This window comes from Microcoleus sp. AR_TQ3_B6 (assembly GCF_036702785.1).
Classification (GTDB): Bacteria; Cyanobacteriota; Cyanobacteriia; order Cyanobacteriales; family Microcoleaceae; genus Microcoleus.
The window spans coordinates 7866-22315 of sequence record NZ_JAUBVJ010000111.1 but is presented as its reverse complement, the minus strand read 5'-3'; the positions used below and the strand labels follow the sequence as shown (position 1 = coordinate 22315).

The window sequence follows — 14450 nt, the reverse complement described above, 5'->3', positions numbered from 1 at the left end:
CTATAAGCCCCGTGGAATTCATTCCCTGGCGGACTACCGGGTGAACCGACTGACAGCTTAAGTTGACACCTATGGGCACGGTGCGGTGTCCCTACAGATTAGACTCAAATTGCAAGCATTCCGAAACTCTCTAGAAATTATCTGCATTTATCTGCGTTTATCTGCCTTGAATCTGCGGTTGACAGATTAATCAAAATTTTAGGCAATAGGTCTAATAACCAACAACCAATTACCCAAAAAATTATGAATCCCGAACCAGAAATTAGCCGCCTGTTAGATCTGATGCCAGCTTCCGGCCGCATGATGTGTAAAATCATTAATAAACCACAACAATCAACGGTGATTGACTGCGATTTTCCTTTGCCTTGGCATCAATCTCGCCCGATTTATATTAATTTTGATTTGTGGCGGCTGCTATCTAAGCCGCAGCGGGATTTACTGCTATTGCGGAATGTCAGTTTTCTGTGCAGTTTTAAGTGGTTTAAACCGGATATTTATCAAGGTGCAGCTCTGGCGGGAATTGTCGGGACTGTTGTAGAATTGTTACAAGGAGATGCGATCGGCACTGCGATCGCGGGCGGTTTGACGGGACTGGCGATGACTCGAATTTGGCGCGACAACCGCAGTTCCCAAGTAGAGTTAAATGCTGACGAGGGGGCGATTAGAGTGGCTCTCAGGCGCGGTTACAACGAAGCGGAAGCGGCCGGACATCTGCTGGGGGCGATCGAGGCTGTGGCGCAAATTGAAGGGCGCAGTTTGGATTTTAATGAGTTGATTCGGTGTCAAAACTTAAAGGCGATATCGGGTATTTCGGCCGTGGGCGTTCCTGATAGTGTCAGGCAAGATTAGAAAATACTATTTCACAAACAATCCTGTGTTCCGCAGCCAAAGGACACAACAGTGTTGTCTCCCTACTATCCAGGCGCTATATCTGCTACTCAACTCTTTCCCTGACAATCCGAATACTCTCCCATGCTGGTATCCGACCCGCTTGTCGCTCATCTAGTAATACCAAGTAAACATAAAGTGGGTATATTTCATTGAAATTATCTAGATACTTACGGCTAATAGCTTCACTTTCTTGACGGCTTAACTTAATTATATTGAGCGCCGCTTTATTGTGGGAGATTGCCTCATAAGTTCCTGATAAGAAATGATAGATAACAATAACAGGAAGCAGAGGGAAGTATAAAAGTAGAAAATCACTGGCTTTGCCTTCTTCAATTGCTTTAATTTTGCCTTCGAGCGCGCTGTAGAGGTCGCGGTAGAGGTCGCGGTCGAGGATGCGGTAGAGGTCGCGGTCGAAAACGCGGTTGAGGACGCGGTTAAGGACGCGGTTGAGGACGTGGTTGAGGTCATGGTAGAGGTCGCGGTCGAGGACACGATCGAGGTCGCGGTTGAGGTCGCAGTTGAGGACACAGTACAGGTCGCGGTACAGGTCGTGGTACAGGTTGAGGTACAGGTCGTGGTATAGGTTGAGGTCGAAGTCGTCATACAGGTCGAGGTCGAGGTCGCGGTACAGGACGAGGTACAGCTCGTCGTACAGGTCGCGGTACAGATTCTGGTACAGATTGTGGTACAGGTCGCGGTAGAGAACCAAAACCTCATCTAATTTCTGTTGCCAAGTTTGCTGCTGTCCAGCTTCTATTCCTGCAATGATTCGCTGTTCTCCATCAAAACACCAGCATCCTAATTGTTTTTCTGTAACTGGATGCTCCTCTACTTCAGCTAGAGTTGGCAGTCTATATTTAAATATTGGTGCAGATTGCTGCTGAGTTAACCATTCACAAAACTCCTTTGCATCACTGAACCTTACTCCAGTAATAGGTTTTTTGGCATCTCCTGATGGAAATCTGTAAGTTGTCCAATGGTCAGGTTGGCGATGTTCATCCGCTTTCAGCCTCTGATCAATAAAAAGCTGATATTCCGCGCAGGTGATGTAACTCATGTCAATTTCGACATTTTCATCAATCCGCAGTAGATTTTGCAGACGCCTGGATAACAAAACATTAGCTGCTAAGGTGAATCTTTCTGTCATAGACTTTCCAAATCTGCGCTTAACCTTTGTTCCAGTTGTTGCCGAACATCTGGATTTACACTCAACCCCTCGTCCAAACAATCATAGGCGAGTGCCATTACTTCAACGGATGGAGATGGCATCGCCAAGACTTTACGAATCAGATTGCTAGCATTACTCTGGGCTGCATAAAGACGGATAGTTTCCGCCCACCAGGACTTGTTAATATTTCGGATTAACAAATTCTCTTGGTTCGATTCCTTAATCTGAACCGCTGCTAAATATTCCTGGAAACTCAAGTGAGCAAATTCATAAACGCCTACTTCTTTTTCCACTAACAACCCACTCACATCCCGAATTTGCTGAATAAATTCCTCTGGATTCGCCCCACTGCCTGCTATATCTGCCAATTTGTCTGTAATCCAATTAATTCCATCGGATAGCTTGAAATAACGAGTTTTATGCTGCATTAATTTAAATGCCAGCACTTGCAGAACAGATTGCTTTTGCGTCGCTGTTAGCGCTTCCGCCATATTTTTAGCTCTTTGTCGCCTTTCTAGTAAAACCTGGCAAATTTCTTTGTAAAGTTCTACCCGTTTTCCTGGCAAGGCGCTACCGCGACGGTGAACAGTGGCAATCATTGTTAGCAGCAAAGGATTCACCGCCATATCCGCCAAAGGTTTGCTATTCTTAATCCGCTTAATTAAATCATCTGCTTGTTGTTTAGCGTCTGCCCGCACTCCCGCATCATCTTGTCCAGCGTGACTTATCACCTCTGTTTCCAAATACCAGCTATGAATAAACTGTTGCATCTGTTTCAGGCTAAATGGTTGCACTTCTAAGACAGTCACATCTTGTTGCAACCGCGCAGTTTTATAGCCAAAAGGTCGAGAGGTTAAGATAAAAGCCGTATCCGGGTATCTCTGCATCTGTTGGTCCACCCAACGACTTACTTGCTGGCGCTGGGTTTCATCTGCCACTTCATCCAATCCATCTAACATTACCAAACATTGGTTTTGACGTATTTTTTCGGCAAACCAGTTAGGCGGTGGATTCTCCAGTTGATATTTTTGCTGCTGCTGCTGTACCTGCTGAGTAATTAACTCTGCCAGAGTGAGTTGATTGTTGTTCACAATTTCCTGACGCACATCTCGGAGATACAACAATATCGGAATCAGTTTCGGCGCTTTCGGATGCACTTTCCGCTGTTGCTTTGTGGCATAAGTCTGCGTTAAATATCTCAAAAGGGTAGTTTTCCCGGAACCGGGTGCGCCCAAAACTGCCATGCGCCGAAATTCCGGATGCTTATCTATTGCTGCTAAAAAATCCCAAATTTGTGTTTCATTTGAGTTATTTCTTCCACGCTTGCGTGGCTGAATCATTTTGTGACTTGTATTCGCTGCCTCTGTTGCAGCCATTTTGAGCGGCACAAATACCTTTTGCAAGTTCAGGGTTCGATCTCTATCCAATCCCTGTGTTTGATAGTCTCGACAGATATAAATCAAACTCTGGTAATATTCCCGCTGAAAAGGTGAGGTTGAATCTTCAATTTTATTCCAAATCCCGTTTGCGAAACTATCTGCAAGTTGCTGTCTCTTTGCCCTAAACTTCAGTGCAAGTTGGTTGGTAACTGGGATGAGAAACTTGATGGTATGGATAAACAACGTCAAAATTACAGTCACAACCAAAGCCAAAAACCCTGCTGTCCATTCGCCTCTCAGTATGAAATACAACATTACCGCCAGTCCCAAACCTGGGGGCAACCATACCAACCTGTTCTGCCATTGCCTCGGTAAAAGCAGTACAGGCGGGAGCACAGTCCCCAAACCAAACAGAATGAGAGATGTATAAAAAACTGCTGAGGTGAATTCTGCGGCTAGGTGGTTCCCCTGCAAGAGTCCGAAAAGGATGCCACCTCCCAGCAGGGGTAAAAAACCAAGAACCCAATTTTGATTTGCAGGCGCTGCACTCGGCTGAGACTGACTGGATATAGCACCGAAGATAAAAAGTGCCAATAGACACACTACTGTCAGTAAGATTATGATAGGGTCTTCAATTTTTAAGACCTTTTTATCGGGCAGTTGGTTGATCAGCCAACCCAAGAAACCATTACTGAGTATCAATAGCAATGGTAGGAGCCAATTTTGTATAAATCTGGACATACACGATCGCACTTAAAAGCCTTTTGTTTCCCAGTTTAGGCGATCGTAGCGAGCGATCGTTAGCAATAGATGTTATTTATGGCTGATGTGCGATATTTGCGAAGTAGATTTGGCGATCGCCCGCTGCTTCAGTTAGATTCAGCCTACTCTATAAAAATATCCACTTTACCAAGTTGTATTGACACTCGATATAACTGCATAATTATCAGCTACGGCACGCAACATTAGAAATCCTGCCTGGGAAAATTCGCCCATTTTCTCAGGAACCATCCACTTAATCAACCGTAAATTTTCGGAGAGAGACAACTGCTTAACAAGACTAAAAACTGCCTTGCAAGTCATGTTTTTTATGTTTAAATTTTTGAGTCATGTAATTTAACTGGTTCCCAGGCAGAGCCTGGGAACCGATGTAAGCGAGGAAGAGCCTCGGCCCAGACTATGGAGGCTCTTCCTCCGGATCTGCGTTACCAGGCTCTGCCTGGTAACGAGTAACTGCCTTGAAAGTCATGTTTTTTATAAAAATGCTCGATCGCCCTACTTTTCACATTAACGCTGCTAACATGGCAGCCTTTTTTTTAAAACTTACTTTAATTGAGAGCGTACTTGTTGATTTTTGCCACTTCATAACGTTTTTACTGCTTGTTTTTCCATTTTAACCGCCTATTTTGAGCGCTTATTTTGAGCTGTTAAAATCAAGATTGAGTGCTGATTTTGGAATTATTAAATTATGTAAAAAATTGAATTGAAATTTGATTTGCGGCCTAAAATAACGTCATTGCTCAACTAGATATAGTTTCCGATAGCCGCAGAGCGATAGAGAAAAAATCATCAATTAGGACACATATTGATTGCAGTAGCTCGATGCTCGATCGCGCTCGCACTCGCGTGCAAGTCTGTCACTTTTCTATGGGCAAACATACCCAATTTACAAGACAGCCATGAACAACCCAGAAACTGCGAATGCCTGGATTATTTACCAACTGCTGCCCAACTTTCAGCGCTTACCCGTCGCGCTATTTCGCAGCCGCAGCGAAGCAGAATCTTCCCTGAAAGTCATCCGCCAAATGCTACCCAATACCGAATTAATACTTACTTTCGAGGTTGGGCTAGAAAATCCAACTACCGAACTCAATCAGCCCCCTGCTAAAGAACCAAACTTGCCAACTTCAGCTAACCGGGAACTCCTGAAAGTCTTCCTTATCAGTTCTCGCCCTGTTGTTTCCCGCGTCATTCATTCTTTTCACCGCGATAATTTTGCCTGCGTTTCTGACTGGAGTCCGCTTGTCCCAACTCAAAATCCAGGTGAAGTGATGAGCGTCTTAATTAAACATTTGGCCGCTGAGTCTTAGTAACGGTCTAGTTCCCGTTTTTGTAGGAGCAATCCCCCGTGCTTGCTCCTTACCTATGACCTAGAACAATGATAAACTTGATATTCATACCCGTCCACCGCTGGCAACTCGCGGGATTCAACCTGACATTTTTGTGCTGCTAAATTGACAGGTGCGCCAAAGTTCACCAACCACAAATCTACCGGACGTTCCAATTGACTGAGTGTTTTGTCAAGTGTCCCCGCCACAATTTCCGGCGCATCCCTTCTCTGTTTAACTAAAAGAAACTGTGGAGAATCAGATGCTTTAACGTCCTCCTTCTTCCCTCTTCCTTCTTCCCTCTTCCCTCTTCCTTCTTCCTTCTTCCTTCTTTCCCATTCCACCCCTATCCCCATCAACTCTCCTATTTCTACATGAGTCTTTTGAGTAGTGGCAATTAACACGGGAACTTTCGATAATTCGCGGATAACCGGAATTAAAAGGTCTGGTTTGTAATATTTGCGATAGCCGAGATTGGAATTTACTGTGACACCGCTAAAAAAACCCATTGCTAAAATTAGCACCACTGCTTTTTTGCCCGGAACTTCGATCGCCCGAAAATTAAACCATTGACTTTTTGCTGTAGGTGTGTTAAAAATAACCGCCAAGGTTGCTCCTAAAAGCAATATCACCCCCGGAAAGTAGACGAAATTGTATCGTGCGCCGCGAGTTAGGTCAATCCCTAGAATATATGCAAAGCTGAAAAATAGGAAAATTGCTCCTAACACAAATCCGCCGAAAATAACAGTACCTAAACGAGTATCGGGCGTTGTTAAGGAATTTTTTAAAGCGCTAAACAGGATCGGAAGCACCAATATAAAAAATATTGTCATGGCGATCGCCGATGCAACTACTACTGCCAAATTTTGCGACTCCACCGGCAGCAGAGACATGACAGTGATCCATCCCGCTAAAGCTTGAAAAATCGGATTGATCGAATCTAAAAATGTGCGATCGCCGCTGACAATCCAATTAGTTAGTTCGCTGCCGTATTTATTTGACAAAAATACCGGCAGCCAAACTAAACCGCCTGCTAAAGTACCCATCGCTACGGAGAAAAGCGGCCCGAGGATTTGAAATTGCCAAATATTAGGCTGCTGGCTGTTGTCAGGCAACTTTCCCTTAAACTGCTGCCAGATTACAGCAATTAATGCTATTGCTTCCGCACACAAAGTCAGTGCAAAGAAGTAGTGAACCGCAATTCCCAAACAGTTAACAACTACCCAAAGCAGCACCGCCCAAATAGGCAGGGGAGCGCGCTGTTGCAGCTTTTTTGCAGCTAAGGCGAGGCAAAAAAGAGAGGCAATAACTAATAAGATTCCTAAAGTGTAATGCCGAGCTTCTTGAGCGAGATAAATGCCGTAGGGAGAAACTGCCATCATCGCGGCCGCACATTGACCGACTAAACGAGAACTAAAAGCAAATTTGCCCAAAAAGTAGATAGCTGGAACTGAAATCACGCCCAATAATGCAGGAAGAGCTCGCCCAATCCAAACTAAACTATCCTCGGTGGGCCCAAACAGTCGCATCCACCAGTGGGCGAGCATAAAATACACTGGTGGATGATTGCTTTCTAGCAGCAAATGGTTTAGGACATCTGCAATGCCAGCACCGGGACGCAATTGCAGCGGTTGTAATAATGTAGAAAGGTCGATCGCGCGATCGATCGGCACACCGCGAAAACTGTTGCCCAAACTAAAAACTAGAGTAGAAAACTCATCTGTCCACAGCGGTTTCGAGTCCAAATTGGCAAAGCGCAAAATAAAGGCGATCGCCGTCCACAGCAATAGCCACAACAGTTGTTTGTTCTTAATCATTAACTTAGTCATTAGTCATTAGTCATTAGTCATTAGTCATTAGTCATTAGTCATTAGTCATTACCTACTTCACGTCCGTCACCCGCCAGCTCAACTTCATATTAATCCAGAAATTCCACAGAGTCACAGCCGCGATCGCAATTAAGTTAGCCAAATATTCATTCATCCCAAAAACATTAAACAGCAAATTAACCAGCAGCACATTCAAAATCAAACCCATCAAGCAAATCGTATTAAATTTCAACAGGCGTTTCAATCGCTGGCGCTTTCCTGGCTGCCGCTTAGAAATATCCCCAAAAGTCCACAAATCATTCCACAAAAAGTTACTGATAATTGCCAATTCAGCAGCAACGATCAGACTGCGAGTCAGCTCCCAATTGAGGATATCCCGCAGCACGTACAAAACCCCCATATTCACAAACACGCCGCTGAAACCCACAATGCCAAACCGCAGAAACTTGCCCATCGGCCAGCGGGCAAACCGCAACCGAACCAAATGTCGCAAATACTCAATATACTGTTTCCAAGTAACTTTGCTCTCGCCTTCTTGCCGCTCCTGAAATACGTAACCAACTTCTCCAATCCAGCGGATATCGCCTCTGCCGAGCACTTCAATCAATATTTTGTAACCTGCAGGATTCATGGTTTTGCCGGCAATGCAACTGCGACGCACCATAAAATACCCGCTCATCGGATCGGAAACTCGGCCCACCACTCCCGGCAGGATCAGCAACCCCACGGTTTGAGCGCCCCGCGATAAAAATCGCCTGACAACGCTCCAGTCGCTCACACCTCCCTCGGCAACGTGGCGGCTCGCAGCGGCCAAATCGGCTCCCCGCTGAATTTCTGCTAAAAGCTGCAACAGCGTCTCCGGGGGATGCTGCAAGTCGGCATCGATGACGCCCAAAACCTCGCCCCGAGCCGCCTGCCACCCGCGAATTACCGCTGTGGAAAGTCCCCGCTCGTGCTCCCGGCGCATCACCCGCAATTGCGGATACTCCGCTGTCAGGGACAGGGCTACTTCCCATGTGCGATCGGGGCTGTCGTCATCGACTACAATTAATTCGTAGTTGTCGGGAATACTGCCATCGAGCAACTGGCTCAATTTTTCCACAATACTCTTGATATTCTTGCACTCGTTGTAGGTGGGTAGGACGAGGGAAAAATAAATGGGCGGTGTGCCTGCCTCTGTAAAAGTTGAATTGAAAGTCTCTAAAGCAGGAATTTGCAAAGGCCCAGACGGCACTGGCAATACCTGATTTGCTTGGTTGATGCCCATAATTTCAGTGTCCCGAAAGTCAAGGATGGTTTTGTAAGACTTGAGATTTTAGAATATCGTTCCTCTAGAGTTGATTAGTTAAAATATAAAAACGCCTTAATTCTAGTAAGTAATTCTGTAGCTGAGTTAAAAAGAAAACTGTGGATGCAATTCTCGATCGAGCTTTACAAGGTTATAATATCTCTTCCGCAGAGGCCTTGGTACTTTTGCAGCAAAGAGCTCCCGAGGCGCGAGCTTCTATTCAAACAACCGCTGACTCGCTCCGCCGCCGACAATCAGGGGATACTGTCACCTACGTTATCAATCGAAATATTAATTTTACTAATATTTGCGAGCAGCATTGCAGTTTTTGTGCATTCCGCCGCGACGAGGGAGATGAGGGCGCTTTTTGGTTAGATGCAGCCCAAATTCAGGAAAAGGCAACTGATGCTGTGCAGCGGGGTGCGACGGAAATTTGTATGCAGGGGGGCTTAAATCTTCAAGCTAAGCTCAACGGCGCATCTTTGCCTTATTATCTGCAATTGGTGAAAACTATTAAGGATAAGTTTCCTCAGTTGCACTTGCACGCTTTTTCGCCGCAAGAAATAGAATTTATTGCCAGAGAAGATAATCTTAGTTTCAGCTATGTAATTTCGGCTTTGCAGGATGCGGGAGTCGGTTCGATGCCGGGAACCGCGGCGGAAGTTCTCGACGATTCTGTGCGACGGGTGATTTGCCCGGAAAAACTAAATTCGGCAACTTGGCTGGAAATTGTGGGAACTGCTCACCGTCTGGGTTTGCCGACAACGAGTACGATGCTTTGCGGGCATATTGAGACGGCCGAACAGCAGGTTTTGCATTTAGAAAAAGTGCGATCGCTCCAACAAACTGCGATCGACCAAAACTATCCGGCACGCATTACAGAATTTATTTTACTACCATTTGTCGGACAGGAAGCACCGGCACCTTTGCGGAGTCGAGTCGGCCGCGACCAACCAATTTTAGCAGATACTTTGTTACTCACCGCTGTATCGAGAATCTTCTTGGGAAATTTGATTTCCAATCACCAACCGAGTTGGGTAAAATTAGGTTTAGATGGAGCTACTGAAGCGCTGAAATGGGGCTGCAACGACATCGGCGGTACATTGATGGAAGAGCACATTACAACGATGGCCGGTGCGGTTGGCGGCAGTTGTCAATCTGTGGAAGATTTGCAAAAGGCGATTCGTTCTTTGGGGCGGAGTTATCAGCAAAGAGATACAATTTATCGACCTTTAGGGGTTGACAACTTGGCAGGAATAAGTAGTAGGATAAATTGAGCGATCTCTTACAGCGAGTTCACCTCAATTATCAAAGTTAAACAAGCCTTTGGATTAACAACTGTAGAAGGACCGCGATTTCTACCGCAAATAAGTCCGATCGATCCGAGTGCAACCCTGACAGATTTTTTGGCGAATAGTTTACCCGTAGCTGTGGCGACAGGTAGCGAAAAAGCTCGATCGGAAATGATTATTACTCCGATACTGCTGGAAGTTAGGAAGATTTTGCAGCAGAATGTTAGCTTGTTTTCGGGGGAAGACTTTACAGTTGATTATGAAACTGGACTAGACGGGATTTGTGATTATTTGATTAGTCGTTCTCCAGAAATGTTGGAGATTGAAGCACCTGCTGTGGCGGTTGTTGAGGCCCAAAAAGCAGATTTGAAGACAGGAATTGGACCGTGCGTTGCAGAAATGGTGGCAATGCAGAAGTTTAATGAAGCGAAGGGGCAACCAATTTCAGTTATTTATGGCTGTGTCAGTAACGGCACGCAGTGGCGATTTCTCAAACTAGAGGAAAAAATTGTATCGATCGATCTTAATGACTATGCCTTGCCTCCGGTGGACGAAATTCTGGGAATGCTGGTTTGGATGGTACGAGATGGCTGAATAATCGCGATCCTCTTCGAGGGCGTCGCGATCGCACTTTTGACTCAGTTGCTAAAGTGCGATCGCACTTTCCAATTCTTCTAGCGCTTGACAACTTCCTACCTCCCAAGCACGTTCCACTGTAGCAGGAATCAGTTGTGCGATCGCGATTTCGGGAAAATTCGGACTAATATCCGATTCTACATACTCTCCATCTTGCAGCAAATAAATGCGAAGTCTGCCGCTGTCATAAACCCATACTTCTGGAACTCCAATAATTTTATAGGCATCGATCGTAGTTTTAGAAGTAACATCCGTTTCAATTGCCAAATCGGGCGGCGGATCGTCCGCTAAAAGTCTGCGGCGGCCAATCATCCGCTGATAATTGAGAATATAAAAGCAAGCATCAGGTTCAACTCCTGCTGCACCTTCCCGTTTGAAAGTAGTAGAACCAAAGGGTTCATATCTTCGGCCCGCTGACTTGAGTAAAATTTTTACAATATCGGAAATTAAATCTTTCGGAATTTCCCGATATAGTAAGGGAACCATGATTTCTAAGGTACTGTTGCTGTAGGCAATTCTGGTTCTTCGCTTTTCCCCTAATTCCTGCAAAATCGACTCGAATTCAAGCCAAGTTATATTGGGAATAGTTGCGACACTGCCGGGAGAAAGCGTTATTTGGCTAACGGGTTTTAGGACGGGGGTGGTAACAATCATAAGCTGAATTAGGAGCTAGTTGTTAAGTTTGTGCCAAGGGCAGGCAGGATGCCTACCCGACAAGAGTTTTTGGATATATCTGTTGAGTTTAGCACGGGCAACGAGAAGAGATTCGCGATCGCACTTTTGACTAAATTCTCGAAAGATCGATCGCACATTTAAAACTTCATTCCAACCGAATTAACTTAACTAACAGACTCATGATTTCTCCCTGTTCGGGTGTAATAATGATGCGATTGTCGGGAATGGCGATCGGATGAGTCCAACGAACAGCTTCCTCGTAGCGCAATGCGTGCAGTTGGTGGATAGTTCGCCGTACCCCCAGCGGCGAACCGATGATGACGTGACGGACTGCTTCGCGATCGGCCTCAAAGGTTTGGTTGGTTAAAACATTGGGCGATGTTTGGTTCGATGATGAATCTTGCAACATAGCTTTGACAAATAATTTTGGATAGGTTTGATGCTTTGTAACGGTAAAACCGCGTACAATTTCTAATGAAAGAAAAGACCGCTATTCCCGTAAAGCACAATTGGTTAAAACAATACTATCTGATGTTTCTGTATTTGCATAGAGCAAATCAATTTAGGGTAAGCGTCAATCAATTTAGGGTAAGCGTCAATCAATTTAGGGTAAGCGTAAATCAATTTACGGTCAGGGTCAATTAGCTTATGGAAATGTTTAAAAAATTCGAGCGATCGCCACTAAAGACACTCCGAGTTAAGCGGTTTATGACTCAAAAACAGCTAGGAAAAGCACTTGGAGTTACGGAAATGACGGTAAGCAACTGGGAATCGGGGCGATCGGTACCGAAGCTAACGCCAGTTCAGTTCAAGAAATTGTTAAATATTTTGCAAATTACTGTTGATGAGTTGCCAGATAAATTTGGTTTTCCTAGCGATACTGATGGATAGAAAATGGAATATTATAATTGAGGCGTTTTATTTAAACGAACTCATACAGTGTTTTGAAAAAAAAAGGAATATGAGACTTAACATCGCTACTTTGCTGTGAATAAAATCTTCCAATTTCTAACGAGAGTTGCTCTCTAAATACTTTCTCATTCCCACTCCAGTCAACGGCTGGCTTAACTTTTTCCCAATAATCATGCTCAGGTTGTTTCTCATTTTTAACTTTTTTAATTGTGAGCAAAGCCCTAATTAACTGATGCTTCCGTGTTTCATCAGACGTATTTTTAAACTCAGTTTTCCATGAATCTTGTAATTTATCTAAATCTGTACAATTTAAACAATGATTTATGCGAGCGAGCGCTCTCTGTATGTTAAGGTTATTCTTCAAGTCTGGATCGCTACTAATTTTATCAGCCATATCCATATAAATACTATTCAGTTGAACAGGATTATCCTGATACATGGGATAATTAGGATAATCATCAAATATTGATTGAAGCTCAGGTGTGATAAAATATGCTTCTTTATGAATCAAACCTGTAATCCATATCCGGTGTAGTGCTGCATTTTGCGATCGCACCTCCGATTTTTCGTAAAGCTCGCAAAAAATTGCTTCTGTATCGGGAAAAAAGTAATCATCAATCTTTGGCAGGTGCAAGTCCAAATCTATCATTGCAAAAAGTCGATTTGGATCTAAATATAAGCTAGTGCTATCCTGTTCGTGTAATGTTAAAAGAGTAAAGTAGGTGTCTATTACATCTTTGCGATCGCCACAGTTAAAAAATTGTGGCAGCTTCTCTCTCCACCATCTCGGAACGCAAGCCTTATAAAAGTTGGCATCCGGCATTTCCTCCATTTTTTTATAAGCTTGAGGGGATAGTGTACCCTGGATATCGGGAATCTTGCCTTCGCACAAGACAAGAATTTTGTTTTGAATTCTGCGAGATTGAAGAATTGCCTCACAATGTTTTTTTAGCTGTTCTGGACTAAGACTCATTTGTAATATTAGATGCTTGTTTAATCAGTTTTGGCTCAATTTCTTTAACGTGAGCGGGTGTTAGAGCTTCACACAATGCGTAGGAGTGAGTTGCCAGAATATATTGATTGCTGGGAGTCCACTCTTTGAGGTCTGATATAATTTGATATTGCCAATCTGGATGAAAAGCAATTTCAATTTCATCCATCAACACAATAGCATCTTCTATGTTGCGAGACTTGAGCCAAGCATAAATGCTGAGTCTTTTTAGTTCGCCGTGACTTAAATCTTCTGGATATAGTTCTATAGTTTCACCATTATTATACAATTGAAAGTTGACACCAGCAAAATCTTCATCTAAATTTATCCTTTTATTTCCCAACAGCAGATTTAAGTCCTTAATTAGAGTTTGATAGTTATTGCCGTAGTTACCTGTTTTTATCGCTTCTCTGAAATCGCGATCGCGAGCTGCTTTAAATGATTCAATAAGTAGCTCTACAGCAAGGAAGTCATAGGTAAACAAGCCTTGTAATAGGGCTCTTGCAGATTCGAGGCTCGCGTAATAATTATCTCCGTTACTTGAGTTGCTAAATAATAGTTTTCTAGAATCCGGCGGAAGAAATAGAAAAACTTGTGTTGAAGGAGCGGCTAGAAATATTTTAAGCGATACCTTAAATAAAAAGAATTTTGCTTGCTCCTTTTTGTGATTGTTAACATGACAGTTTAACACTGTGATTGTTATTATTGTATCGTCGTGAGATATTTCTTTTCTAGTTTTTTCAACATAACATATAATGAGATTTTCGGAATTTTTATATTCATACTCGAGTTCATACTCTAGTGGAGCTTCTCCTTCTACAAAAGAAAATTTTTTACAAGAAAATTCAAGTTTGACAATTTTTTCTCCATCCCAAATATCAATGATTGCTAAAAATTTTTCTTCCTAATCCAAAATTTTAAATCCCTCAAGCAGATTTTCTAAAAATGGCTTTTTCTTCTCATCGACCGAACAGTGCAGCAACACAAAAATCAACTGCAACAGGGTACTTTTACCGCCGCCATTTTGACTGCCAAGCGGAAAAATACTAGGAACAAAATCCTTTTCAAAAGTGATGTCTATATTTTTCAAACCGCGAAAATCAGGAACTTGAACTCGTAGCAAGTGCATAATAAACTCCTGGTGTTGGCTGGTATTTTTTATTGAAAGGCTCAGCCACAATCATTTTAGATTATAACTCACATTTTTTACTATTTTCATGAACAGGCTTTCCGACCTGTTCCACAACATATTAAATTAATGCTTTTTCGCTGAATCCGGCA

15 protein-coding genes are annotated in these 14450 nt (G+C 43.6%); 5 read left to right on the top strand and 10 right to left on the bottom strand.

Annotation, left to right across the window (positions count from 1 at the left end; translation table 11 throughout):
• Positions 1–243: 243 nt before the first annotated feature.
• On the top strand, positions 244–849 hold the full coding sequence (locus tag QUB56_RS32650) for a DUF3318 domain-containing protein (protein ID WP_332960508.1): 606 nt from the start codon (positions 244–246) through the stop codon (positions 847–849).
• A gap of 85 nt (positions 850–934) precedes the next feature.
• Here QUB56_RS32650 and QUB56_RS32645 read toward each other — a convergent pair whose 3' ends face one another.
• From QUB56_RS32645 to QUB56_RS32635, 3 genes are all read right to left on the bottom strand, one after another.
• Positions 935–2038, bottom strand: a complete 1104-nt coding sequence (locus QUB56_RS32645; RefSeq protein ID WP_332960506.1) for an SUMF1/EgtB/PvdO family nonheme iron enzyme — start codon at positions 2036–2038, stop codon at positions 935–937.
• Positions 2035–4032, bottom strand: a complete 1998-nt coding sequence (locus QUB56_RS32640; RefSeq protein WP_332960504.1) for an NACHT domain-containing protein — start codon at positions 4030–4032, stop codon at positions 2035–2037. The genes QUB56_RS32645 and QUB56_RS32640 overlap by 4 nt, the downstream gene beginning before the upstream one ends.
• Positions 4033–4344: 312 nt before the next feature.
• Positions 4345–4521, bottom strand: coding sequence for a hypothetical protein (locus tag QUB56_RS32635; RefSeq protein ID WP_332960503.1), 177 nt, complete (start codon positions 4519–4521; stop codon positions 4345–4347).
• A gap of 596 nt (positions 4522–5117) precedes the next feature.
• On the opposite strand from QUB56_RS32635, the gene QUB56_RS32630 reads away from it, so the two are divergent.
• Entirely contained in the window at positions 5118–5528 is a 411-nt protein-coding gene (locus QUB56_RS32630; protein ID WP_332960502.1) for a hypothetical protein, read from the top strand.
• A 53-nt stretch (positions 5529–5581) separates the two neighbouring features.
• On the opposite strand, the gene QUB56_RS32625 is transcribed toward QUB56_RS32630, so the two are convergent.
• Positions 5582–7375 (bottom strand): glycosyltransferase family 39 protein, encoded by a 1794-nt coding sequence (locus QUB56_RS32625; RefSeq protein ID WP_332960501.1) that lies wholly within the window; start codon positions 7373–7375, stop codon positions 5582–5584.
• Between the two features lie 52 nt (positions 7376–7427).
• On the bottom strand, positions 7428–8642 hold the full coding sequence (locus tag QUB56_RS32620; RefSeq protein WP_332960500.1) for a glycosyltransferase: 1215 nt from the start codon (positions 8640–8642) through the stop codon (positions 7428–7430).
• Between the two features lie 140 nt (positions 8643–8782).
• Here QUB56_RS32620 and cofH point away from each other — a divergent pair, with 140 nt between their 5' ends.
• Together cofH and QUB56_RS32610 are read left to right on the top strand one after the other, a co-directional pair.
• Positions 8783–9940 carry a 7,8-didemethyl-8-hydroxy-5-deazariboflavin synthase subunit CofH gene (gene cofH, locus QUB56_RS32615; RefSeq protein WP_332960499.1) on the top strand — a complete coding sequence of 386 codons (1158 nt, stop codon included), beginning with the start codon at positions 8783–8785 and terminating at the stop codon, positions 9938–9940.
• Between the two features lie 129 nt (positions 9941–10069).
• A complete protein-coding gene (locus QUB56_RS32610) occupies positions 10070–10549 on the top strand; it encodes a hypothetical protein (RefSeq protein ID WP_332960498.1) in 480 nt (159 codons plus the stop codon).
• A gap of 51 nt (positions 10550–10600) precedes the next feature.
• Here QUB56_RS32610 and QUB56_RS32605 read toward each other — a convergent pair whose 3' ends face one another.
• Both QUB56_RS32605 and QUB56_RS32600 read right to left on the bottom strand, forming a co-directional pair.
• The gene (locus QUB56_RS32605) at positions 10601–11245 is read right to left on the bottom strand and encodes a Uma2 family endonuclease (protein WP_332960497.1); all 645 of its coding nucleotides are present in this window, start codon (positions 11243–11245) and stop codon (positions 10601–10603) included.
• Between the two features lie 166 nt (positions 11246–11411).
• Positions 11412–11675: a hypothetical protein gene (locus QUB56_RS32600; protein ID WP_332960496.1), complete on the bottom strand. Its 264-nt coding sequence runs from the start codon at positions 11673–11675 to the stop codon at positions 11412–11414.
• A gap of 239 nt (positions 11676–11914) precedes the next feature.
• Between QUB56_RS32600 and QUB56_RS32595 the strand changes: the two genes are divergently transcribed.
• Positions 11915–12157, top strand: a complete 243-nt coding sequence (locus tag QUB56_RS32595; protein WP_332960495.1) for a helix-turn-helix transcriptional regulator — start codon at positions 11915–11917, stop codon at positions 12155–12157.
• A gap of 31 nt (positions 12158–12188) precedes the next feature.
• On the opposite strand, the gene QUB56_RS32590 is transcribed toward QUB56_RS32595, so the two are convergent.
• The 3 genes from QUB56_RS32590 to QUB56_RS32580 form a co-directional block, all read right to left on the bottom strand.
• The gene (locus tag QUB56_RS32590) at positions 12189–13151 is read right to left on the bottom strand and encodes a hypothetical protein (RefSeq protein ID WP_332960494.1); all 963 of its coding nucleotides are present in this window, start codon (positions 13149–13151) and stop codon (positions 12189–12191) included.
• Positions 13141–13860, bottom strand: coding sequence for an AAA family ATPase (locus QUB56_RS32585; RefSeq protein ID WP_332960493.1), 720 nt, complete (start codon positions 13858–13860; stop codon positions 13141–13143). The genes QUB56_RS32590 and QUB56_RS32585 overlap by 11 nt, the downstream gene beginning before the upstream one ends.
• A 213-nt stretch (positions 13861–14073) precedes the next feature.
• Positions 14074–14298 (bottom strand): hypothetical protein, encoded by a 225-nt coding sequence (locus QUB56_RS32580; protein ID WP_332960492.1) that lies wholly within the window; start codon positions 14296–14298, stop codon positions 14074–14076.
• Positions 14299–14450 lie beyond the last annotated feature (152 nt).